The organism is Massilia violaceinigra (assembly GCF_002752675.1).
GTDB classification, from domain to species: domain Bacteria; phylum Pseudomonadota; class Gammaproteobacteria; order Burkholderiales; family Burkholderiaceae_D; genus Telluria_A; species Telluria_A violaceinigra.
Genome location: NZ_CP024608.1, coordinates 3,684,658 through 3,706,424, shown reverse-complemented (window position 1 = coordinate 3,706,424; position 21,767 = coordinate 3,684,658). Strand labels below are relative to the sequence as shown.

The window sequence follows — 21,767 nt, the reverse complement described above, 5'->3', positions numbered from 1 at the left end:
TCACCTTTAATAGGCCAGGCCTACGCGCACATGCACTTTATTCTTGTCGCTCACGCCGGCATCCCGGCGCAGCACGTGGCCGTAATCGATCTGCATGTTGAGCGAATTGCCCATCGAAAAACGCCAGCCCAGGCCGACGCTGGACACGGTGGCGCGCGCCGCTTCGCCCGGCAGCGCCTCGTTGCGGCGGCCGTGGGCGGCGTCGACAAAGCCCAGCACGCGGCACTGCCAGCGCTGGCGCGCGGCGCAGAAATTGGGGGTGTAGACTTCCAGGTTGGCCAAGATGCCCGAATCGGTGGACACGGCACGCTCGTCGAAGCCGCGCACCGACGAGGCGCCGCCGGCGCCGAACTGCTCGCCCGGAACCAGGGCGTCGCCCGTGATCTGGCCGTTGAGCAATGCGCGCAGCTGCCAGTCGGCACCGAAGGCGCGGTTCAAGCCGGCCGCCAAGCGCGCCACGGTGTAGCCCGCCTTGGCGCCGGCGCGGGTGCGCGCGAAATCGGCGCTGCCGCCACGGCTGCCGCCGGGCAGGTTGCGCACCAGTCCGGCCGAAAAATTGACGTCGCCCCCGGCCAGCGGCGTGCTGGCCAGGTAGGTCACGCTGAGCGGATGGACGGTGATGTCATTGCCGAAATTCTGGCCTGCAAGCAGTACGCTGTTCTTGTACGCCTTGTGATCGAACCCGTACACCAGGCGTGGATCGAGGCTGCCGCGCCGCGCCAGGGTCTGGTTGTAGCGCACCCCGGCCACCGTGCCCTTGCCGCTGACGGCCAGGTTGAAGATGCCGGCCGTGACCGCGCCCGAATCGATGTCCGAGTAGCTGGCGTACAGGTCGACCGAATCGCCCAGCACATATAAAGGAATGTGATATCCCGCGCCGTACACGCTGACCTTGCCCGGTTCCTCGACCGTGGTGGTGTACTGCACGCTGCCCACATGGTCGCGCCCCCACAGGTTGGCGTGCTGCAAGACCACGCCGGCGTGGGTCTTGCCGGTTTGCCCGGTGCCGGTATTGTCGAGATTGACCATGACCGTCCACGGCTTGTCGTCGACGACCGCCAGCCGGGCGTCGAGTTCGTCGTCGGCGGAGCCGTTCTGCAGGTTCAGGCTGATCTTGCGGGCCGGGTTCTGGTTGGCCATGCGCAGGTTGGCCGAGACCTGGTCCAGGTTGGGCGTGCGGCCAGGCTGCAGGGCCGGCAGGGCACGCCGCACGTTGGCTTCATCGACCACCTTGTTGCCACTGACGAGAATGCGGCCGATGTTGGTCTGCACCACGTCCAGGCGCACCACGCCGCGGTTCAGTTCCTGCTCGGGCAGGCGCACCGTGACGACCTGGTAGCCGCGCGCGTGGTACAGCGCTTCGAGCGCTTCGAGCGCGCGCTGGACGTCGCCGAAATCGCGCCCGCTGCCGGCGAACGGTCGCAGCGCGGCGTCGATCTCGGACGAGGCGAGCAAGGTGTTGCCGGCCACGTCGAAGCGGCTGATGTCGAAGCGGATGGGATCGGTCGCGGCGGGCTCGTTCGCCCAGGCCGCTCCCACGGCGGCGGCCAGCACGGCGCCGGCGGCGAGGCGGGCAAAAGGTCGTTTCATGAATGAGCTCTACGGTGTGTTTTTATCGTTGACATAGGTTCAACCCCGGAGGAAAGCATTGGCAACACAGCTTGCGTTTGTCTGTCGAGTGTAATCGTGCTGCCTCGTGCGAGTGAGAAATTCCTGCCCGATCCGGCCGATTTCTGCGAAGCGTTGTATGGCGGAGTCAGCCGGCGTTGAGAGAATGACAAATGCAAGCAAAAACGACCACGCCCGGCGCGCTATTTCGTTTCGAAAGTGGTAACACCATCCCAGCCCGGGGCCGGCGGGTGGGCACGGTAAAAGGTGATGCGGTCGAGGTAAAGCCGGTACAGGATGCAAGCAGGCTCGTCTGCAAGAAGCTGGCGGAGGATCACCTCGGCGGCGTCCCACTGCTGCGCGCGCACCAGTGCCAGCGCGGCGTGCCAGGTGGCCAGGCGAGCGCTGGCCGCGTCGTCCAGCGAGCCCGCCGGTCCGAGCGGCTCGAAGATGGCGACCGGTTCGTGCTTGCCCTTGACCCGCACCAGGTCCAGTTCGCGCCAGACGAATTGCGGCGCGGCGTGGCGGCTCGCCTCCCCCGCCGCGATGCCCACGCCGTACACCTTGGTGATGCCCTCCAGGCGCGCGCCGAGATTGACGGCGTCGCCCATCACCGTATAGGCGCGGCGGATTTTCGAGCCCATGTCACCCACGTGCATCAAGCCGCTGTTGATGCCGATCCCCACCTTCAGGGGCGGCCAGCCGCGCGCCTGGAATTCAAGATCGAGGCGCGCGGCGCCGGCCTGCATCAGGAGCGCCGTGGCGACCGCGCGCCGGGCATGGTCGGCAAAGGCCACCGGCGCGCCCCAGAAGGCCATGACGGCGTCGCCGATGTATTTATCGAGCGTGCCGCAGTGGCTGTCGCGGATATCTTCCGACATGGCCGTCAGGTACAGATTAATATATTCGCGCAGGGCCTTGGGCGTGAGCTGCTCCGAGATGGTGGTAAAGCCGCGCACGTCGATGAACAGCACGGTCAGTTCGCGGCTTTCGCCATCCATGGTGTACTGCTCGGGATTTTCAGCCATTTCGGCCACCAGTTCGGGCGCGACGTACTCGCGAAAGCGCGACACCAGCGCCTGGCTCTTGCGCACCTCGACAAAGTAGCCGAAGCCGAGATTGAGCACAAACAGCGCCAGGATCAGCAACACCAGCACGGCGGCGTTGAGCACCATGTCGGCATCATAATAAAGATAGAAATTGATGCCGATGGCCGCCGCCAGCGCCGCCGTCGTCAGCAGCACGGCGCGCAGGGGCGAGAGCAGCGCCGGCACCAGCGCCAGCACCAGGCCGAAGACCAGCACTTGCAGGCACTCGAACAGGTAGGCCTCGGACGGGCGCGCCTTGAAGTCGTTGTCGAGGATGGACTTGAGCAGGTTGGCGTGCACCTCCACGCCCGGGTATTCCGGATTGACGGGTGTGACGCGCAGGTCGTTGATGCCCGGCGCGGTGGAGCCGACCAGCACCAGCGCGCCCCTTAACTGTGCGGGCGGCACCGCGCCGGTGAGCACGTCGGCCGCCGACACATAGCGGAACGCGCCGCCGCCAGGCCCGCCGCGCCCGCGAAACTGCACGTAGGTGGTCAGCCCCTCGCCCACCGGAATACGCAGCTGGCCGCGCGGCAGGAACAGCGAGATGAAGGCGGCGCCGCCGCTATCCTTTTGGGCGTCCGACATCTGTTCGACGGTGGTGTCGAAATACGGCGCGATGGCGCGCGCCTTGAGATACACGGCCGCCGTGGCCAGCGACAGCGACGGGTAATAGGCGTCGCCAATGCGCTGCAGCAGAATAGAGGAGCGGATCACGCCATCGGCATCGGTCGACGCGGTAAAGATGCCGGCGCCGGCGGCGGCCTGCTGCAAGCGCGCGATATTGGCCTCGTACCCGCTTGAGGTGTAGGCCAGCAGCTCGCGCCCGTTCAGGCTCTCCAGGGTGAACGCGGGGGCCGGCAGCACGCCCTTGCGCAGCTTGTCCGACACGTTGTAGCCGAGGACCACGTTCTGGCCGCGCAGGGCCTCGGCCAGCAGGCCGTCGTAATCCATGCCCGCTTTCAGGTCCGCCAGCTGCGCCTTCAGGCCCGCCACCCCGGCCAGTTGGTCGTTGGCGAGGCGTTCGAGCACGGCGTAGCCGGACGAGGTATCCGGCTCGGGAAAGGAGATATCGAAACCGACCGCGCCGGCCCCGTAGTGGCGCGTGAGCTGCGTGACCAGGTTGGCCTGGATATTGCGGCTCCACGGAAAGCGCCCGATCGCGGCCAGGCTCTTTTCATCGATATCGACGATCACCACGCGCGCGTCCAGCACGGGCGCCTCGATGCGCATGCGCAGGCCGGCCACGAAGCCATCCATGCGCTCGATCGAATCGCTGTGAAAAAAGCCGAGCGTGGACAGCGCCGCCAGCACGGTCAGGGCCAGCCCGAGCAGCCAGCGCGGGCCGTACTTGCGCAGCATGCGCACACGCTTTGTCATCGGTCAGTCGCTTGCATGAGGATGGTCCCGCCCGTCTCAGTATGCCGCCATACCATTACTTCATGGTAATACGGACGAGTGTAGCGCCGCCCGCCGGCCCTGTACACCGCCGCGCGAAAAACGTGGGCAAAACGGCACGAAAGCGGGCGCGGCCGATTCCGCAGGTAAATTTTGCAGCCATGCGGAGGCAAAACCGCTATGATCGACCGTAATTGCAACATCGACGATTTCGGCCATGAGAGTGACGACATGAAATTGCGCTTCTGGGGCGTGCGCGGCTCGATTCCATCGCCGGGACCGCGCACCGCCCGCTATGGCGGCAACACCACCTGCATTGAAGTGGGCACCGACGACGGCACCCTGATCATCCTCGACGGCGGTACCGGCATTTTCGCGCTGGCCCAGGACCTGCTCACGCGCCTGCCGGTGAACGCGAACATTTTCATCACCCACAGCCACTGGGACCATATCCACGGCCTGCCCTTCTTCACGCCATTGTTCATCCCCACGAGCCGGGTGCGCCTGCACGGCGCGCGCGACGAAGCGACCGGCCAGGGCATCGAACACATCATGGGCGTGCAGCTCCAGAACAGTTATTTCCCCGTCGGCGAAGCGCAGATGGCGGCCACCATCGAATACCGCACGCTCGACGTGGGCGTGGCCGTCGCGGTGGGCGACGCGGTGGTCGAGAACGTGGTCATGAACCACCCGGTGGCCAATCTGGGCTACCGCATCAGCTGCAACGGCAAGTCGCTGTTTTTCACGGGCGACCATGAACCCTTCTACAACCTGTATCCGGAGGAAGACGCGCGCCATGCGCCGTACCAGCTGCAGATGGAACAGCGCCAGCGCGACATCGACCACGCCATGCAGGGCGTCGATGCGCTCATTTTCGACTGCTCGTACACGCAGGGCGAGTACCCGTCCAAGCGCGGCTGGGGGCACGGCACCTTCGACGCCGCGCTGGCGGCCGCGGTGCGGGTCGGAGCGCGCACGCTGTACTGCACCCACCATGAACCGACCCGCGGCGACGACGAACTCGAAGCCGTCTTCGCCGATGCGCTGGAGCGCCACGGGCCGCTGCCCGCCGGCCTGCGGGTGGTGCTGGCCTACGAAGGCCTCGAAGTCGCACTGAACTGAACCTGGCTCACCTGTCGAAAGCGAAAACACTCATGAACGAAGCGGCAAGCGGCAAGCAAGGTGGTAACGACGAAGACACGGGCGCGCGCCTGGACTTCTCCAGACGGCTGCAGGCGGTCACGAACAAGATTCACGCGACCGCCAATCTCGATGAAATCATGCTCGACCTGGGCATGGATTTTTGCGACCTGTTCGATTGCGACCGCTTCACCCTGTACGCGGTCACGCCCGAGAACGACCATATCGTCTCCAAGGTCAAGACCGGCCTGACGACCTTCCGCGAGCTGCGCCTGTCGATCTCGCCGAGCAGTATCGCCGGCTTCGTGGCCATGAGCCGCAAGGCCCTGAACATCCGCGACGCCTACGACGAGGAAGAATTGCGGCGCCTCGCGCCCGGCCTGCACTTCCAGAGCGGGGTGGACCAGCGCACCGGCTACCGCACGCGCGAAATGCTGGTCGCGCCGCTGCTGACGGTGCAGTCGAACGAACTGCTCGGCGTGATCCAGTTCATCAACAACCGCAAGGGCGGGCCGTTCTCCAAAGTGTGCGAGGAAGGCGTGCGCGATCTGTGCGAAACCTTGTCGGTGGCCTTCAGCCAGCGCCTCAAACCGCCGCAGACGGTGCGCACCAAGTACGTGGGGCTGGTGCACGAGGCGGTGCTGTCGGCGCCCGAGCTGGAACTGGCCACGCGCTCGGCGCGCAAGAAGAACCTCGATATCGAAGAAGTGCTGATCAAGGAGTTCCAGGTGCGCGCGCAGGCGATCGGCGAATCGCTGGCGAAGTTTTTCGCCACGCCGTACGAGCCGTACAAGCCGGACCGGATCAAGCCGGGCGAGCTGCTGCGCAACCTCAAGGCGCAGTACGTTGAGGAAAACCAGTGGCTGCCGCTCGAAGAAACCACCGAGGGCCTGGTGGTGATGGCGCTCGATCCGGAACGCATCAACACCAGCAAGATCGTCAACCAGATCTTCCCCAAGGCCAAAGTGGTCTACCGCGTGACCACGCGCGAGGACTTCCGGCGCACCGCCGAACAGTTCTTCGGCGCCGCCGTCGATGCCGAAGGTGGCTCGGTGGGCGAACTGCTGTCCGGGATGGACCAGGACGACGTGGATGGCGAGGGCACGCTCGACGTCTCGGCCGCCGTCGAAAATGAGCTGGTCAAGCTGCTCAACAAGGTGATCATGGATGCCTACCGCCAGGGCGTGTCGGACATCCACATCGAGCCGCTGCCGGGCAAGGGCAAGACCGGCATCCGCTTTCGCAAGGATGGCTCGCTGGTGCCCTACATCGAAATTCCGGCCAGCTACCGCAATGCGCTGGTCGCCCGCGTGAAGATCATGTGCGACCTCGATATTTCGGAGCGGCGCAAACCGCAGGACGGCAAGATCAAATTCAGGAAATACGGCCCGCTCGACATCGAGCTGCGCGTGGCGACCATTCCCTCGTCGGGCGGGGTCGAGGACATCGTGATGCGCATCCTGGCCGCCGGTGAGCCGATCCCGCTCGACAAGCTGGGCGTGCTGCCGTTTAACCTGGAGCGCCTGCGCGCCGCCATCGAGAAGCCGTACGGCCTGTTTTTCGTGTGCGGGCCGACCGGTTCGGGCAAGACCACCACGCTGCACTCGGTGCTCAGCCACCTCAACACGCCCGACACCAAGATCTGGACCGCCGAAGACCCCGTCGAAATCACGCAAAAGGGGCTGCGCCAGGTGCAGGTCAACCGCAAGGCGGGGCTGGACTTCGCCACCGTGATGCGGGCGTTCCTGCGGGCCGACCCGGACGTGATCATGGTCGGCGAAATGCGCGACAAGGAAACGGTCAGCATGGGCATTGAAGCCTCGCTCACCGGCCACCTGGTACTGGCGACCCTGCACACCAACAGCGCGCCGGAATCGATCGTGCGCCTGCTCGACATGGGGATGGACCCATTCAATTTTGCCGATGCGCTGCTCGGCATCCTGGCGCAGCGCCTGGCCAAGCGCCTGTGCTCCTCTTGCAAGGTGGCCTACCATCCCGATGCGGCCGAGGTGGAGCTGATGCTTACCGAATTTTGCACCGAACTGCTCTCGACCGAGGCCTTCATCACCGACCCGGACGCGGGACGCGCGCAGGTGCTGGCCGGCTGGCGCCAGCGCTATGCCAACGCGGACGGCAAATTTACCTTGTACCGGGCGGTCGGCTGCGCTGAATGCAACAAGGGCTACCGCGGGCGAGTCGGTTTGCACGAACTGATGATCGGCACCGACAAGGTCAAGAAGCTGCTGCAGGAGCACAGCCGCGTGGCCGCCCTGCTCGCCGCGGCGCTGGAAGACGGCATGATGACGCTGAAAATGGATGGCATCGAAAAGGTGCTCTCCGGGATCACCGATATCAAGATGGTGCGCCAGGTGTGCATCAAGTAAGTCGGCACCTTACTGCATGATGCGCACCACCTTGCCGACCACCTGGTTGGCGCGGACAAAGCCCCAATAGCGGCTGTCGTAACTGTTATCGCGATTGTCGCCCATGACGAAGTAGTGACCGGGCGGGACCTCGCATTGCATCGCCATGGTTTCGTGGACGCAGTTTTCTTTGAACGCGAAATCATCGGGCTCGTTGATGCCGCGGGCCTCGCCCGTGCGCAGCAAGGTTTGAAAGCGCACGTTGCCGAGTTGCTCTTCGAAGCGCCGGAAGGTCACCTGCTGTTCCGGTTCCACGTATGCTTCGAGCTCGCGCAGCCGCGCGGCAGCGCCATTGACGAAGAGCTGGCGGTCGCGGTATGCGACTTTGTCGCCCGGCAGACCCACCAGCCGCTTGATGTATTGCTGGCTCGGATCACGCGGAAACTCGAACACGATCAGATCGCCCCGTGTCATTGGCGCGGAAATCGGACGCGATGCGAAGGTGATCCCGAAGGAGCTGGCATGCCCGTAGCCCCATTTCTGCACGAGCAGATGGGCGCCCGATTCAATGGCCGGCGCCATCGACGTGGACGGCGCGCGAAAGGTCTCGTAAAAGAAGGCACGCAGGCCGACGACAGTGGTGAAATACGTCAGCATGATCGCCAGCAGGGCATGCCAGCGCGTGGACACGGGCCTGACCGCGCGCACCGGCGCGCGCGCGGCAATCCGATAGGCGGCGCTCATGCATACCACCGCCAGCGCCACCTGGAACGCCACCATGACGGTAGCGGAAAGGGGTCCCGGCAGCAGGAAGAAAATAGCGCACATCAGCAGCAGGGCACCGCCGAACACCAGCGCGGCCAGGCGCGGCGCGCCGGCGTACACCAAGCCGAGCGGGGAGAAAAAGATGTTCAGGGCAGTGGCGATCCACTTGTTCGGCTTCCAGTTCACGGCATTCCTTCATGATAATGTGCGGCATTCTCTCATGCAATTATGATTGGCCAGCAATATCGATACCAACATGGCACAATCGCAGCTCACTCATTCCCCATCAAGGCCATGTACTCCTCCACTTTTATCTTCGGCACCAAACATCTCGACGAAGAATTCCATCAGCTCGACAAACTCATCGCCGACGCCGCCAAGGCGCTGCCCGGCTATCTGGGTGAAGAGGCGTGGGAAAATCGCGCGACCGGCCTGTTTTCGAACGTGTATTACTGGGAGAGCCTGGAAGCGCTGCAGGCGTTGATGCAGCACCCGGCGCATCTGCAAGCCAAGGCGGCGCAAGCCAGATGGCTCGATGGGTATCACGTGGTAATTTCGGAGGTGGTGCGCACGTACGGGAATGCGGAACTTGGACACCGCATCAACGTACCAGCTATCAATATTTGAAGTCAGGACATGGCGGGACGACTTGAGTTCAGCCAGCACAATAGGGGATCCGATTCCTTGAGTCGCGACGAATCCGGCGCGCATGCAGGATGTCTGTCATGACCATGCCCGACAAGATGATGTCGCATTCGATGTTTTGCCTGCTGGCACTGACAAACTCAGATCGGGCAAATTCTTGGCAAAAAATGCCTAATCAGGCGTTCATCTCTGCTCGCCACCACCACCGCCAGAAATATTGCAAGTACCTCGGAATATTTTACGGAATTATCAACTTAAATATGCTTTCTTTATCGGAGTCCAAGAAGGACGTCGTCAATTCACTTTTGAAAGTCGCCATCGGAATTATTGTCGTTCCGGGTGCCGTCCTGGCTTTCGTATGGTATTCGAACTGGTCCGCTGAAAGGTCGGCACGGGTCTATTGTGACGGAATCCAGTTGGGCTCTGATATCTCAGTGGAGATCGAAAAATTTGAAAAAAATATTGGTTTCGAAAAGGAACCTGGCGGCAAGGTTTCTGTTCGACACTATGGGTTTCCTCAAGAACGTTTTCCGATGGGGCAACACACCTTCCTATTCAACGGCTTCATGTTTGAAAAAGCATACTGTGATGTCTCCCTCAGCCCTGATGGAAAAGTCACCGCAAAAAATTCGTTCATCCACTACGACTAAAAACAGGGGAACTGCCTAACGCAAGGACACTAAAATATACAGGCCCTCTTTCAAGGATATGGATAGGGCTTGGCATCAAGGTTAAAGCAACTGGAAGTCTTGCGGCTTGCAGAATTGGCCATTCCGGATAGGATCATAAAGGAGACTGCAATACCATGAATGATGTGGATGAAATTGAGCTGCACGATGCACTCCTAAAATCGATGGAGACGGATTTTTTAGCTAAAACCGTAAAAATCACAGTGGGATATTATGCGAATCCTGATGACTCTAAACGCAAGGAAATAGTAATCGTATTCGAGGGCGTCGAATCAATATCTCAAATTTCCGATTTAGACCAACTTCAAAAGAATGCTTTTGCCGGCAATGTAAATTATTGGCGCCCCAATGACGGCGGAATGGCAACTTACATTTATTTGACTGATGGCTGCATCGCCATAACTGCGAAAAAGATTACATTGGGCTGTTCCTCGAACTGATCGCGATCGGAACACTCCAGTCGAGCGAAAAACTCGCTGTGTATGGCGTGCCTGGATAGGCACTCAACCTGGACAAAGAGAGCGTCATCGATGCCCGGTTCTGGCCGAAACTGATGCGTTTTGTCCGGCAGGTTGCCGGACCAGACATGCGCACCAGCTAAAGTCGCGATCGCGGGCAGCGATTGACAGCCCCACCGCTCCAGCGCTACCCTGTGATTCCGCCGTGCCCCACCGCTGCCGCGATTGATGACGATGCTCCAGGCATTTCCCTTCCCCATCCGAACAGAATGTCCGCCTGGTGCCTGCGTGTGCCAGCGCGAGACCTTGCTGGCCGATGCCGACAGCGACACGCGCATCCTGCGCCTGACGCGCGAAGAAGAAAAGAAGCTGCTCGCGCACATCGACAATATCGCCACCTACGAGGACCTGAACAAACTGGCCGAGCGCTTGCACAGCCATCTGGGCGTGGTGCTGCATATCACGCCCAGCAACAATGAGGTACGCAGCGCGCGCGGCCTGAGCATCGTGCTCGCCGAACGGCCGGGCCTGTGCCGCAAGACCCGCCAGGCGGTCCCGACCGCCATCCGGCGCTGCCTCGACCGGCATCCGGAAATTATCTACGCCATCCTAGACGCTCACGACTTGCTTGGTCCTGACTGACACAGCACTGCCCTGCCCTGCCGGTTCCGCCAGCTCAAGCACCGCCTCAATCTTAAGCATGTTTCCGGCGTGTCCCAGCAGGCCGTGGTACAGGATGTCACCGCCAAAATCATGTGCGACAACTTGCAGACTCTGGTCGTTGACCGCCCATGAGCAGGCGACCCTGCGCGAAATCGACCACATCAACCATCCCTAAGCGGACACTGCGTTCAAACCTGTGATGCCGGCCCTGCTGCTCGGGAAAATGGTCGCCAGGCGCTTGCGCGAGGTGCTGAACCTGCTTGCGAAACAGACCTACCTCCATCGAGAACCTGTCAAAACCGCAGAAACCCAAACCGAAACCTCATAAACACCTGGCTCAAAAGCCATGTTGAGCACGGACGAAATCCTTGACTTGGGTGGATTCGGGTCATAGCCATTGCGATGCTGGCATGGCCCTTCAGGCAAACATCTAAAGTGATATGTTGAGTTGCGGACGGGGTCCTGAATGAGCTATTCCTGTGTGATAGCTTTCGCGGAAGAAAAAGTGAGTCCCAACCCTCTATACACCTTATCCAAATCTTCATCGGATGGCCATCCTGAAAATTTAGACTCCAGCTTACCATCGCGGAAAAACAAAAACAGAGGCGATACCCAATGGGACACTTCAGGCCATTCCTCGCGACTATGCGTTAAGACAAGAGGAAGTAGTGGATGCATTTGGTTCCAATGAGCATATTTATCGTAAAAGAAATTGAAATCCTGCATTACCATAACCGTAACTCGCCGACGTAGCAAAGGTGCCAGCGTTGAATCACTCTCAATTGCCGACAGTGCCTTGAGTGCGAAAGGGCAATAAGGGGAGGTAATAATAACAAGATGCCTCCCTGTATTCAAATCCAAATCTAGCCGAGTTAAACTGCGGTTATCCCGCAAAAACCAGCCGGTTCGCGGCGCCGACGGGCTTGCCAAGTCGTTTATCTTGATTATCCCCCCCGATGAGGGCTTTTGGCCATATCGATTTAAAAAAGTATTTGCTTTTTCGAACTCGCGAAGTGCGTAATACATCTGCAATAACTTTCCGTATTGTTCCGATGTTGCCTTGCCCGCGTCAGCTAAGCGAGCAAACATCCTTTCAAATGAAGGCAATTGGGACTTGTCTAGAGTATAAAACATCATATGCTGCGTTGCCTCGAAAAATTCGGCTAGTTCGTCATCACCTATGGCCGTCGCATCAGCTTCGAAATTTTTCATGTACTCCGCATAGACTAATTTGGCTCTTTCCGCAGTCGGCTTGCCGCTTGTTGAAATCGCATCGGTTTTCGCGATAAAACTTTGTAGCCGCTGTGACGTAGGAACTCCCGCATAACTGAGCGAACAGCATCCGAACATCGATAGCAAGACAACAATCTTTGCCAAAATTAAAGTTTTCATAAATATAAACTCTTTCATCGCTGGATTTGCACTTCACCGACATGGGTAATGCCTGCTACGCGACTCTAATAGAAGTTAATTGGTAAAATTTCTTTTCGAAAAATACCTGTTACGCCCGCATCGGAAAAACATTCCTCATGCGCAAATATAATATATTTAAAGTGTAGGATTCTTGGAATACATGCACCTCCAATCTCTCGATGCCTTACCTATATGCAATTGATGGTTTTTTTGTGCGACGAAGTTTATGCTACTAGCTGAATGTAAGCCTGTCCAATAGAACCAAGGACAAAGAACCTCAAAAATGAGGATTTTTTTGTTTACTTAACTTGAGCTAGCCTTAATTAACGGCAGAATTTTTTCTAGTAAATTTATATCGAGAAATTAGTGGCCACGGGCGCGGCTTCCCGTATTTAATTGGGTTCGCAATCTGAATTTTTTCGCGAATTATTTTGCACGGGCTGAACTGCCAAAACCGCTGAGATTGGCTAAGGGCGAGGTGCCTAGCGTACGAGAAACTGTGTAGCTTTCTATGTATCCAATGCGTAAGTGCGCGGTTTTTTGTCGGTAAACTTCTGGCCGAGTTGATAACGGCGACACAATCCCAGCGAAGCTTAAAGCTATCGAAGCAGCAATTACGCTGCTTTTCAAAAAGCTTCGCTTCACGAAGGCACGCCTGGGCTGGCTACCGAAGAGGGCTACTGGAACAACGTTGCCCCTCCGATTCGCTCATGAGCAGCAGTGCAAAAGACGCCGGGATATCTGGTCCGGCGTGCTTTCCGGCAAGGACGGCCTGAGCATCGTGCTCGCCGAACGGCCGGGCCTGTGCCGCAAGACCCGCCAGGCGGTCCCGACCGCCATTCGGCGCTGCCTCGACCGGCATCCGGAAATCATCTACGCCATCCTCGACGCACACGACTTGCTCGGCCCTGACTGACACGGCGCCGCCCAGCCGGTTCCGCCGGCACGCGTGAGGGGGATCAAGCTGGCATTGTCAAAAAATCTACATGATGATGGTTTTCGCAGAAGGCGATGACGGGAACCGCATGCAATCGCATACCAAGTACGAGGCGCTGGTAACGGACGCGCTGCTGTCCGCCGCCGAGCTCGAACGCGCGCACCACGCGGCGCACGCTCAACTGCTCGACATCGAGGAAGTGCTGGTCATGGACTTTCAGGTGCCGCTGGCGGCCATCGGACAGGCACTGGCGCGCCACTTCAAGGTGCCGTACGAGCCGTTTGCGCCGGGCCGCATGAAGCCCGGCTTCCTGCTGCGCAACCTCAAGGCCCAGTACGTCGAAGAAAACCAGTGGCTGCCGCTCGACGAAGATAAGGACGGGCTGCTGGTGCTCGCGCTCGATCCGGAGCGGGTGCGCGCCAGCCGCATCGTCAATCAGGTGTTCCCCAAGTCGACCCTAGCCTGGTGCGTCACCACGCGCGCCGAGTTCCGGCAGACGGTGGACCAGTTCTTCGGCACCACCGCTCGCAGCGACGGCAGCTCACTGCGCGAGGTCTTGTCCGGCATGGCGCACGACGACAGCGACGGCGAAGCCGTGCAGCCGGTGTCGCAGGCGGTCGAGAATGAACTGGTCAAGCTGGTCAACAAGGTGATCATGGATGCAAGCCGCCAGGGCGTGTCCGACATCCACATCGAGCCGCTGCCCGGCAACGGGCGCACCGCAATCCGCTTTCGCAAGGATGGTGCGCTGGTGCCCTACATCGACATCCCGGCCAGCTACCGCAATGCGCTGGTGGCCCGCGTGAAGATCATGTGCGACCTCGATACGTCGGAGCGGCGCAAACCGCAGGACGGCAAGATCAAGTTCAAAAAATACGGCCCGCTCGACATCGAACTGCGCGTGGCCACGATTCCCTCCGCCGGCGGGGTGGAGGATATCGTCATGCGCATCCTGCCGGCCGGCGACGCCATGGCGCTCGACCAGCTGGGCGTGCTGCCGCACAACCTGGCGCGCCTGCGCTCGGCGGTCGACAAGCCGCACGGCCTGTTCTTCGTGTGCGGGCCCACCGGCTCGGGCAAGACCACTACCCTGCACTCCCTGCTCGCTTACCTGAACACGCCCGACACCAAGATCTGGACCGCCGAAGACCCGGTCGAAATCACGCAGAAAGGCCTGCGCCAGGTGCAGGTCAACCGCAAGGCGGGGCTCGATTTCGCGACCGTGATGCGGGCCTTCCTGCGGGCCGATCCGGACGTGATCATGGTCGGAGAGATGCGCGACCGCGAAACTGTCGGCATCGGCATCGAGGCGTCGCTGACCGGGCACCTGGTGCTGGCCACGCTGCACACCAACAGCGCGCCGGAATCGATCGTGCGCCTGCTCGACATGGGCATGGACCCGTTCAACTTCGCCGACGCGCTGCTCGGGGTGCTGGCGCAGCGCCTGGCCAGGCGCCTGTGCGGCGCATGCAAGGAGCCCTACCGGCCGGACGGCGCCGAGATGGCGCAGCTGCTCGCCGAGTACTGCGCCGACCTGCCCCACGCCCAGGGCGCCGGCAGCGCGGCCGCGCAGGCGCGCAGTGCGCTACTGGACGGCTGGCGCACGCGCCATGCCGGCAGCGATGGCCACTTCACCTTGTTCCGCGCGCGCGGCTGCGCCGAGTGCAACAAGGGCTACCGGGGCCGGGTCGGCCTGCACGAACTGATGATCGGCACCGACAACATCAAGCGCCTGCTGCAGGAGCGCGGCCGGGTCGCCACGCTACTCGCCGCCGCCCTGGACGACGGCATGCTGACCCTGAAAATGGATGGTATCGAGAAGGTCCTGCTGGGCATCACCGACCTGCGCACCGTACGCCAGGTCTGCATTCGATAGCGCGCACGCGAAAAAAAACGCCGGTCGCAACCGGCATTCCTTGTCAGGCGCATGCCTGCCTTACATGATGTGGGTACCGATCCACCACGCCACCGCAGCCATGAAGGCCGACGCCGGAATGGTGAAAACCCAGGCCCACACGATATTTCCGGCCACGCCCCAGCGCACCGCCGACATCTTCTGCGACGAGCCCACGCCGACGATGGCGCCGGTGATGGTGTGCGTGGTCGAGACGGGAATACCGAAATAGCTCGACAGGATCAGGGTGATCGCGCCGCCGGTTTCGGCGCAAAAGCCGCCTACCGGTTTGAGCTTGGTGATCTTCTGGCCCATGGTCTTGACGATGCGCCAGCCGCCGAACAGCGTACCGAAACTGATCGCCGCATAGCACGAAATGATGACCCAGCTCGGCGGCGCCTTGTCCGCCGCGTCGGTGTAGCCGCTGGCGATGAGCAGCATCCAGATGATGCCCATCGTCTTTTGCGCGTCGTTGCCGCCGTGGCCCAGGCTATACGCCGCCGCCGATGCCAGCTGCAGGCGGCGAAACCACGTATCGACCTTGCGCGGCGTCGATTTGACGAACACCCACGCCACAATGAGCATGATGATCGAGCCCAGTGCGAAACCGAGCAGCGGCGCGACCACGATGAAGATGACGGTCTTGAGCAAGCCCGCGCCGATCAGCGCCCCGGTACCCGACTTGGCCACCGCGGCGCCCACCAGGCCGCCGATCAGCGCGTGCGAGGAGGACGATGGAATGCCGTAGTACCAGGTGATCAGGTTCCAGATGATGGCCCCGACCAGGGCCCCGAAAATGACGTAATGGTCCACCACCTTGGGGTCGATGGTGCCCTTGCTCAGGGTCGTGGCCACGTGCAGCCCGACCACGCCGATGGCCATGAAGTTGAACACGGCGGCCATCGCCACCGCGGTCTGCGGCTTGAGCACGCCCGTCGAGACCACGGTGGCAATGGCGTTGGCCGCGTCGTGGAAGCCGTTCATGAAGTCGAACACCAATGCCAGGGCGATCAACATGCCGAGCACGTAAATGCTGATTTGAATATGTTCCATGCTCGTGCCGCTTACGCGTTTTCGACGATGATGCCTTCGATGATGTTGGCAACATCTTCGCAGCGGTCGGTCACGGTTTCGAGGATCTCGTAGATGGCCTTGAGCTTGATCAGGTTGCGCACGTCCGGTTCATCGCGGAACAGCTTCGACATGGCGGCGCGCATGACATGATCGGCGTCCGATTCGAGGCGGTCGATCTCTTCGCAGATGGCGACGATTTTTTGCGAGTTGTCCATGTTGTGCAGCAGGCCGACGGCCGCCTCGACTTTTTCGCAGCAGGCCAGGCACAGTTCGGCCAGGCGCTTCGCTTCCGGGGTCACCGCTTTCAGGTCGTACAGCGAGACCGTCTGGGCCGCGTCTTCCATCAGGTCGAGGATGTCGTCCATGCGCGTGATCAGCTTGTGGATGTCGTCGCGGTCGATCGGCGTGATGAAGGTCTTGTGCAGCATGTCGACCGTGGCGTAGGTGATCTTGTCGGCTTGCTTCTCGATGCTTTCGATTGCATGGACGCGGTTTTCGAGGTCGTCGAAGTTGGTCATCAGGCCGACCATTTCATGCGCGCCCTTCACGCACAATGCGGCGTGCTGGTTGAAGAGCTCAAAAAATTTGCCCTCGGTGGGCATCAGGCGTCCAAACATGGTTTCTCCGTTAAAGCGTTAAAGCGTTATTGATACTGCAGAAGGCCACCGCTCATGGCGGCGGCATCGTGATTTAGTCGCCCTGGTAGACCGCCAGGTTACCGCTGTAGTTACCGAACTTGGTGTACTGGCCGATCCAGGTCAGTCGTATCGAGCCGATCGGGCCGTTACGCTGCTTGCCGATGATGATCTCCGCGGTGCCCTTGTCGGGCGAATCCGGGTTGTAGACCTCATCGCGATACAGGAAGATGATGACGTCCGCATCCTGCTCGATAGCGCCCGATTCGCGCAAGTCGGACATGATGGGGCGTTTGTTGGGGCGTTGTTCCAGCGACCGGTTCAACTGCGACAGGGCGATCACGGGACAGTGCAGCTCTTTCGCCAAGCCCTTGAGGCTTCGCGAAATTTCGGAAATCTCCGAGGCGCGGTTGTCGCCCGGCTGGCTGCCGGTCATGAGCTGGATGTAGTCGATGATGATCAGGCCCAGCTTGCCGCACTGGCGCGACAGGCGCCGCGAGCGCGCGCGCAGCTCGATCGGATTCAAGGCCGGGGTCTCGTCGATGTACAGCTGGGCGTCGTTCATTTTCTGGATCGCGTGCGTCAAGCGCGGCCAGTCTTCGTCGTTCAGGCGGCCGGTGCGCAGGCGGTGCTGGTCGAGCTGGCCGACCGAACCGAGCATACGCATGGCCAGCTGGGCGCCGCCCATCTCCATCGAAAAGATCGCGACCGGCAGGCCCGCTTCGATGGCCACGTTCTCGCCGATGTTGACCGAAAACGCGGTCTTGCCCATCGACGGACGGCCGGCCACGATCACCAGGTCGCCCGGCTGCAGGCCGGACGTCATGCGGTCAAGGTCGATGAAGCCGGTCGGCACACCCGTGATTTCGCTCTGGTTGTCGCGGCTGTAGAGTTCATCGATGCGCTCGACCACTTGGGTGAGCAGCGGCTGCACCGCGATCCAGCCTTGCGAGCCGCGCGCGCCCTGTTCGGCGATGGCGAAGATCTTCGATTCGGCTTCGTCGAGCATCTGCTTGACTTCCTTGCCCTGCGGGTTGAACGCATTGCCCGAAATTTCGTCGGCCACGGTGATCAGTTTGCGCAGCACGCCGCGGTCGCGCACGATCTCGGCGTAGCGCCGGATGTTGGCCGCCGACGGCGTGTTCTGCGCCATCGCGTTCAGGTACTGCAGGCCGCCCACGTCTTCGGCCTTGGCGATGTTGGTCAGCGCCTCGAACACGGTGATCACGTCGGCCGGTTTCGACTGGTTGATCAGCTTGACGATCTGTTCGAAGATGATGCGGTGATCGTAGCGGTAGAAGTCGTCCGCATGCATCATGTCGGCAATGCGGTCGAACGCGGCGTTATCGCGCAGCAAACCACCGATCACAGATTGTTCTGCTTCGATGGAATGGGGCGGGATGCGGAGTGCGTCGAGCTGCGGATCGGATGGTGCGTTCATGGCGCGAATTATACCTGCTTCGGGTCAACTGGCTGACATAATTGGGGAGATCTGGACGTAAAAAAAGCCGGGAAGACCCGGCTTTTTTGTAGTTGTTATGCAAGCATGATGCTTGCAAGGCAACTAGATGAGGCAGTATAACTTAGGCAGCTTCGCCAACAACAGCGATGGTGATCTCGACAACGACGTCGGTGTGCAGGGCTACTGCAACAGCGTGTTCGCCAGTCGTTTTCAGCGGGCCGGTAGGCATGCGCACTTGCGCTTTTTCTACAGCGAAGCCAGCTTTCGTCAGCGCTTCAGCGATGTCGAAGTTGGTCACGGAACCGAACAGACGGCCATCGACGCCCGCTTTTTGAGCGATCGAGATGGTCATGCCGCCCAGCTTCTCGCCTTGAGCCTGGGAAGCGGCCAGCTTTTCAGCTGCTGCTTTTTCCAGTTCGGCGCGCTTGACTTCGAATTCAGCGACGGCCGATGCGGTAGCACGGCGAGCCATGCGTTGCGGGATCAGGAAGTTACGTGCGTAACCGTCTTTGACTTTAACAACATCGCCCAGGTTGCCGACGTTAACAACTTTTTCCAACAGAATGATTTGCATAGAGTTTCTCCAGTTTATCCGCAGCGATTAAGCGTGGTGCAGATCGGTGTATGGCAGCAGCGCGAGGTAGCGGGCGCGCTTGATTGCGGTGTCAACCTGGCGCTGGTAGTGCGCTTTGGTACCGGTCAGGCGTGCTGGCATGATCTTGCCGTTTTCCTGGACGAAGTCTTTCAGGGTGTCTACGTCTTTGTAGTCGACCTGTTCAACGTTTGCTGCGGTGAAGCGGCAGAATTTCTTACGCTTGAACAGTGGGTTCTGTTGTTTGCGCTTTTCTTTAAGCTTGAGCTTGTTCTTGTCGAATTTTTTACCGAATGCCATTTGAGGCTCCTGTATCTAAAAATGTGCTGTCGCGTCAGGCGGCGGCACAGAAATCAATGATGTGAAACACCAGGCTTTTGCTGCTGCGGTTCTTCTTGGCCAAAAATCCCGTGAACTGATGCACGGCGCCCAATTCGGCCTGGCTGAATCGACCTGAAATCTCGCCCGCGGCAAGCGCGGTGATTTCAAACTCGACCAACCTGGCTACCCCTGCTTCCATCTGCTGCGAACTGTGCATCAGTGTGGCGGTCACGATCGGCACGCCGGCCGGGGTGTAGCGCAATACGTCGCGCTCGCAAATCAGGGCTACGAACTGGAGTTGATTCACCGAGGTGAGGTCAAGTCAGGTTCAGGGATCCCGGTCAACAATTACGCTGCTGCGGCTGGAGCTGGCGCTGGAGCGGCTGCAGGAGCAGGGGCTTCAGTGCGGTGGCTCTTGGCTGCGTCTTCACGTTGTACCGATTTCATCATCGGCGACGGCGCGGTTTCAGCCTTCTTCATCTTAACGGTGAGGTGACGCAGCACGGCATCATTGAATTTGAACGCGGTTTCGAGTTCCACGAGGGTCTCGTTGTCGCATTCGATGTTCAGGCAGATGTAGTGCGCTTTTGGCAGCTTCTGGATCGAGTAAGCCATCTGACGACGGCCCCAGTCTTCAACACGGTGAACCGAACCGCCGCGCGTGGTTACGCTGGCTTTGTAGCGTTCGATCATCGCCGGGACTTGCTCGCTTTGGTCCGGGTGGACGATAAAAACGATTTCATAATGACGCATGCATAACTCCTTAGGGACGTTTAAACAAATGCCCACCTCGGCGTCAAGACGAGTGTGGGAAGGGAAAGCCGGCGATTATAGCGTGAAATAGAGCAACAATCAAGGGCGCATTGAGAAAGTTGTGCGATTGCGCGCCGTTCATGGCACGAAGTCGTCGTCGTGCAGTTGGGCCGGGGTGAAGGGTGGCTCCGGCGGGAAAGCGCTTTTCGGTAGCCGGGTTTCGATGACCGCGCTACGCACGGCGTGCGCATACTCTTGTCGTGCCATGCGCTCGACCGCGCTGCTCAGGCTGGGACTGCGCTCCAGCAGCCGAGCAATGGCGCGGCGCTGCTCGTTGATGGTCGCCAGCCAGCTCGTCGACTTGCGCCTCGGCTGATACTGGCACTTGAGCAGGTGCATGATCAGCACGTGCAGCCGGCTACACAATTCCCGTTGATTGCGGCCGACCATTTCCTCAAACCCCTCTATCAGATGTTCGACGTCAAGGTGCTTAAAGTCCCTGACCCGCAACAGACTCACCTGTTGCTCGATCCAATGGATAAGATCATCGTTGTAGTCAGCAAGTGGAACCTCGAGTCGGTCCATGCCCCCCCCCTACCCTCTGTTTCAGTTCACGACCCCTCATCCGGCGGATACGACGGGTCGAAGTCGTCGTCAAGCAGTTCCGCAGCACTGTAAGGTAGCGCTGCCGGAAAGATGGACTCCGGCAGGCGCGTCTCCCAAGCGGCGCGGCGGCGCGCATCGTCGTAGTTCAGCGCGGCCAGTTCCGCAATGTCGAAAACCAGACTGGGACTATCATCAATCAGCAATCCCATGCCAAAACGGGCGTTGCCCAGCTTGATGCGCCAGTGTCGTGGTTTGTACCGTGGGCGGTACTGCAAACTGAGCAAATACGCAGTGATGTTTTCGAGGTACCCCTCAAGCTCCCTGCGGTCCGCACGCACTGCGCCTTCAAGCTCGTCGATGAGGTGGTCGACATCAAGTAGCTCGAACTTTCCCGCCCGCAGCAACTCAGCCTGCCGCTCAAGCCACAGCACAAAATCTTCCTGATAATCCCCCCGCGGAACCTCAATGCGATCCATGGCGCACCTCCTCTGCTATGTGTTGGACAGCCTCCATCGCAAATAATTCGCCTGTTCGGCTAATTAACCCTTGCATTAGGCGAAATACTGTACAAAAATACAGTCTGTCCATATACACAGTCCCGCATACCGATGATCAAGCTCACTCCAAGGCAAGAACAAATCCTCAACCTGATCAAGGATGCGATCGAGAACACGGGCTTTCCTCCTACCCGTGCCGAAATCGCCAATGAACTGGGCTTCAAGTCGGCCAACGCGGCCGAAGAGCACCTGCAGGCGCTCGCGCGCAAGGGCGCCATCGAAATTTCGCCGGGGACCTCGCGCGGCATCCGCCTGATCGGCGCCAGCGTCGACGCCATTCCCATGCCGCCGCCGAACCTGATGATGTCGCTGCCGCTGGTCGGGCGCGTGGCCGCCGGTTCGCCCATCCTCGCGCAGGAACATGTGGAAGCGACCTACAGCGTGGACCCGGCGATGTTTTCGTCGCGTCCCGATTTCCTGCTCAAGGTGCGTGGGTGGTCGATGCGCGACGCCGGCATCATGGATGGCGACCTGCTGGCCGTCAAAAAGGTCGACAGCGCCAAGAATGGCCAGATCGTGGTGGCCCGGATCGGTGACGATGTCACCGTCAAGCGCTACAAAAAGACCGGCTCGCTGATCGAACTGCTGCCGGAGAACCCGGACTTCAAGGTGATCCACGTCGATCCCGCAACCGACGAGTTCGCGCTGGAAGGCCTGGCGGTAGGGTTGATGCGCAGCTGGAACTGAGCGTGCGGGCGCGGCTCCA

The 21,767-nt window shown here is 60.4% G+C and carries 22 protein-coding genes; 9 read left to right on the top strand and 13 right to left on the bottom strand.

The features are described from left to right. Positions 1 to 6: 6 nt before the first annotated feature. Complete coding sequence (locus CR152_RS16570; RefSeq protein WP_099876149.1) at positions 7 to 1,590, bottom strand: ShlB/FhaC/HecB family hemolysin secretion/activation protein; 1,584 nt, start codon at positions 1,588 to 1,590, stop codon at positions 7 to 9. Between the two features lie 221 nt (positions 1,591 to 1,811). Then, positions 1,812 to 4,076 (bottom strand): CHASE2 domain-containing protein, encoded by a 2,265-nt coding sequence (locus CR152_RS16565; RefSeq protein WP_099876147.1) that lies wholly within the window; start codon positions 4,074 to 4,076, stop codon positions 1,812 to 1,814. 249 nt (positions 4,077 to 4,325) lie between these two features. Between CR152_RS16565 and CR152_RS16560 the strand changes: the two genes are divergently transcribed. After that, positions 4,326 to 5,216, top strand: a complete 891-nt coding sequence (locus CR152_RS16560; RefSeq protein ID WP_099882404.1) for an MBL fold metallo-hydrolase — start codon at positions 4,326 to 4,328, stop codon at positions 5,214 to 5,216. 32 nt (positions 5,217 to 5,248) lie between these two features. Then, on the top strand, positions 5,249 to 7,618 hold the full coding sequence (locus CR152_RS16555) for a GspE/PulE family protein (RefSeq protein WP_099876145.1): 2,370 nt from the start codon (positions 5,249 to 5,251) through the stop codon (positions 7,616 to 7,618). Positions 7,619 to 7,627: 9 nt separating this feature from the next. Here the strand turns inward: CR152_RS16555 and lepB are convergent, their stop codons facing one another. After that, entirely contained in the window at positions 7,628 to 8,548 is a 921-nt protein-coding gene (gene lepB / locus CR152_RS16550; protein WP_099876143.1) for a signal peptidase I, read from the bottom strand. Positions 8,549 to 8,656: 108 nt separating this feature from the next. Here lepB and CR152_RS16545 point away from each other — a divergent pair, with 108 nt between their 5' ends. From CR152_RS16545 to CR152_RS16530, 4 genes are all read left to right on the top strand, one after another. After that, positions 8,657 to 8,989, top strand: a complete 333-nt coding sequence (locus CR152_RS16545; RefSeq protein WP_099876141.1) for an antibiotic biosynthesis monooxygenase family protein — start codon at positions 8,657 to 8,659, stop codon at positions 8,987 to 8,989. A 98-nt stretch (positions 8,990 to 9,087) separates the two neighbouring features. After that, positions 9,088 to 9,657, top strand: a complete 570-nt coding sequence (locus CR152_RS16540) for a hypothetical protein (protein ID WP_157778543.1) — start codon at positions 9,088 to 9,090, stop codon at positions 9,655 to 9,657. Between the two features lie 155 nt (positions 9,658 to 9,812). Beyond that, positions 9,813 to 10,136 carry a hypothetical protein gene (locus CR152_RS33035; RefSeq protein ID WP_157778542.1) on the top strand — a complete coding sequence of 108 codons (324 nt, stop codon included), beginning with the start codon at positions 9,813 to 9,815 and terminating at the stop codon, positions 10,134 to 10,136. Between the two features lie 252 nt (positions 10,137 to 10,388). Next, positions 10,389 to 10,796 (top strand): hypothetical protein, encoded by a 408-nt coding sequence (locus CR152_RS16530; protein ID WP_099876136.1) that lies wholly within the window; start codon positions 10,389 to 10,391, stop codon positions 10,794 to 10,796. Between the two features lie 492 nt (positions 10,797 to 11,288). On the opposite strand, the gene CR152_RS16520 is transcribed toward CR152_RS16530, so the two are convergent. After that, positions 11,289 to 12,209: a hypothetical protein gene (locus CR152_RS16520; protein WP_157778541.1), complete on the bottom strand. Its 921-nt coding sequence runs from the start codon at positions 12,207 to 12,209 to the stop codon at positions 11,289 to 11,291. 712 nt (positions 12,210 to 12,921) lie between these two features. On the opposite strand from CR152_RS16520, the gene CR152_RS16515 reads away from it, so the two are divergent. Beyond that, positions 12,922 to 13,146, top strand: coding sequence for a hypothetical protein (locus tag CR152_RS16515; protein ID WP_099876132.1), 225 nt, complete (start codon positions 12,922 to 12,924; stop codon positions 13,144 to 13,146). 109 nt (positions 13,147 to 13,255) lie between these two features. Next, complete coding sequence (locus CR152_RS16510; protein ID WP_229413423.1) at positions 13,256 to 15,043, top strand: GspE/PulE family protein; 1,788 nt, start codon at positions 13,256 to 13,258, stop codon at positions 15,041 to 15,043. A 60-nt stretch (positions 15,044 to 15,103) separates the two neighbouring features. Here CR152_RS16510 and CR152_RS16505 read toward each other — a convergent pair whose 3' ends face one another. The 9 genes from CR152_RS16505 to CR152_RS16465 form a co-directional block, all read right to left on the bottom strand. Next, on the bottom strand, positions 15,104 to 16,114 hold the full coding sequence (locus CR152_RS16505; RefSeq protein WP_099876129.1) for an inorganic phosphate transporter: 1,011 nt from the start codon (positions 16,112 to 16,114) through the stop codon (positions 15,104 to 15,106). 11 nt (positions 16,115 to 16,125) lie between these two features. Continuing rightward, a complete protein-coding gene (locus CR152_RS16500) occupies positions 16,126 to 16,752 on the bottom strand; it encodes a DUF47 domain-containing protein (protein WP_099876127.1) in 627 nt (208 codons plus the stop codon). Between the two features lie 73 nt (positions 16,753 to 16,825). After that, a complete protein-coding gene (locus tag CR152_RS16495) occupies positions 16,826 to 18,211 on the bottom strand; it encodes a replicative DNA helicase (RefSeq protein WP_099876125.1) in 1,386 nt (461 codons plus the stop codon). A gap of 142 nt (positions 18,212 to 18,353) precedes the next feature. Next, positions 18,354 to 18,806 (bottom strand): 50S ribosomal protein L9, encoded by a 453-nt coding sequence (gene rplI, locus CR152_RS16490; protein WP_099876123.1) that lies wholly within the window; start codon positions 18,804 to 18,806, stop codon positions 18,354 to 18,356. A 27-nt stretch (positions 18,807 to 18,833) separates the two neighbouring features. Beyond that, positions 18,834 to 19,124, bottom strand: a complete 291-nt coding sequence (rpsR, locus tag CR152_RS16485) for a 30S ribosomal protein S18 (RefSeq protein ID WP_008450941.1) — start codon at positions 19,122 to 19,124, stop codon at positions 18,834 to 18,836. Positions 19,125 to 19,158: 34 nt separating this feature from the next. Continuing rightward, the gene (gene priB / locus CR152_RS16480) at positions 19,159 to 19,452 is read right to left on the bottom strand and encodes a primosomal replication protein N (RefSeq protein ID WP_054263948.1); all 294 of its coding nucleotides are present in this window, start codon (positions 19,450 to 19,452) and stop codon (positions 19,159 to 19,161) included. A gap of 41 nt (positions 19,453 to 19,493) precedes the next feature. Then, positions 19,494 to 19,898 (bottom strand): 30S ribosomal protein S6, encoded by a 405-nt coding sequence (gene rpsF / locus CR152_RS16475; protein WP_054263949.1) that lies wholly within the window; start codon positions 19,896 to 19,898, stop codon positions 19,494 to 19,496. Positions 19,899 to 20,036: 138 nt separating this feature from the next. Then, on the bottom strand, positions 20,037 to 20,483 hold the full coding sequence (locus CR152_RS16470) for a DUF29 domain-containing protein (RefSeq protein WP_099876121.1): 447 nt from the start codon (positions 20,481 to 20,483) through the stop codon (positions 20,037 to 20,039). Between the two features lie 26 nt (positions 20,484 to 20,509). Continuing rightward, complete coding sequence (locus CR152_RS16465; protein WP_099876119.1) at positions 20,510 to 20,980, bottom strand: DUF29 domain-containing protein; 471 nt, start codon at positions 20,978 to 20,980, stop codon at positions 20,510 to 20,512. Positions 20,981 to 21,112: 132 nt separating this feature from the next. Here CR152_RS16465 and lexA point away from each other — a divergent pair, with 132 nt between their 5' ends. Then, entirely contained in the window at positions 21,113 to 21,748 is a 636-nt protein-coding gene (gene lexA / locus CR152_RS16460; RefSeq protein ID WP_054263951.1) for a transcriptional repressor LexA, read from the top strand. Positions 21,749 to 21,767 lie beyond the last annotated feature (19 nt).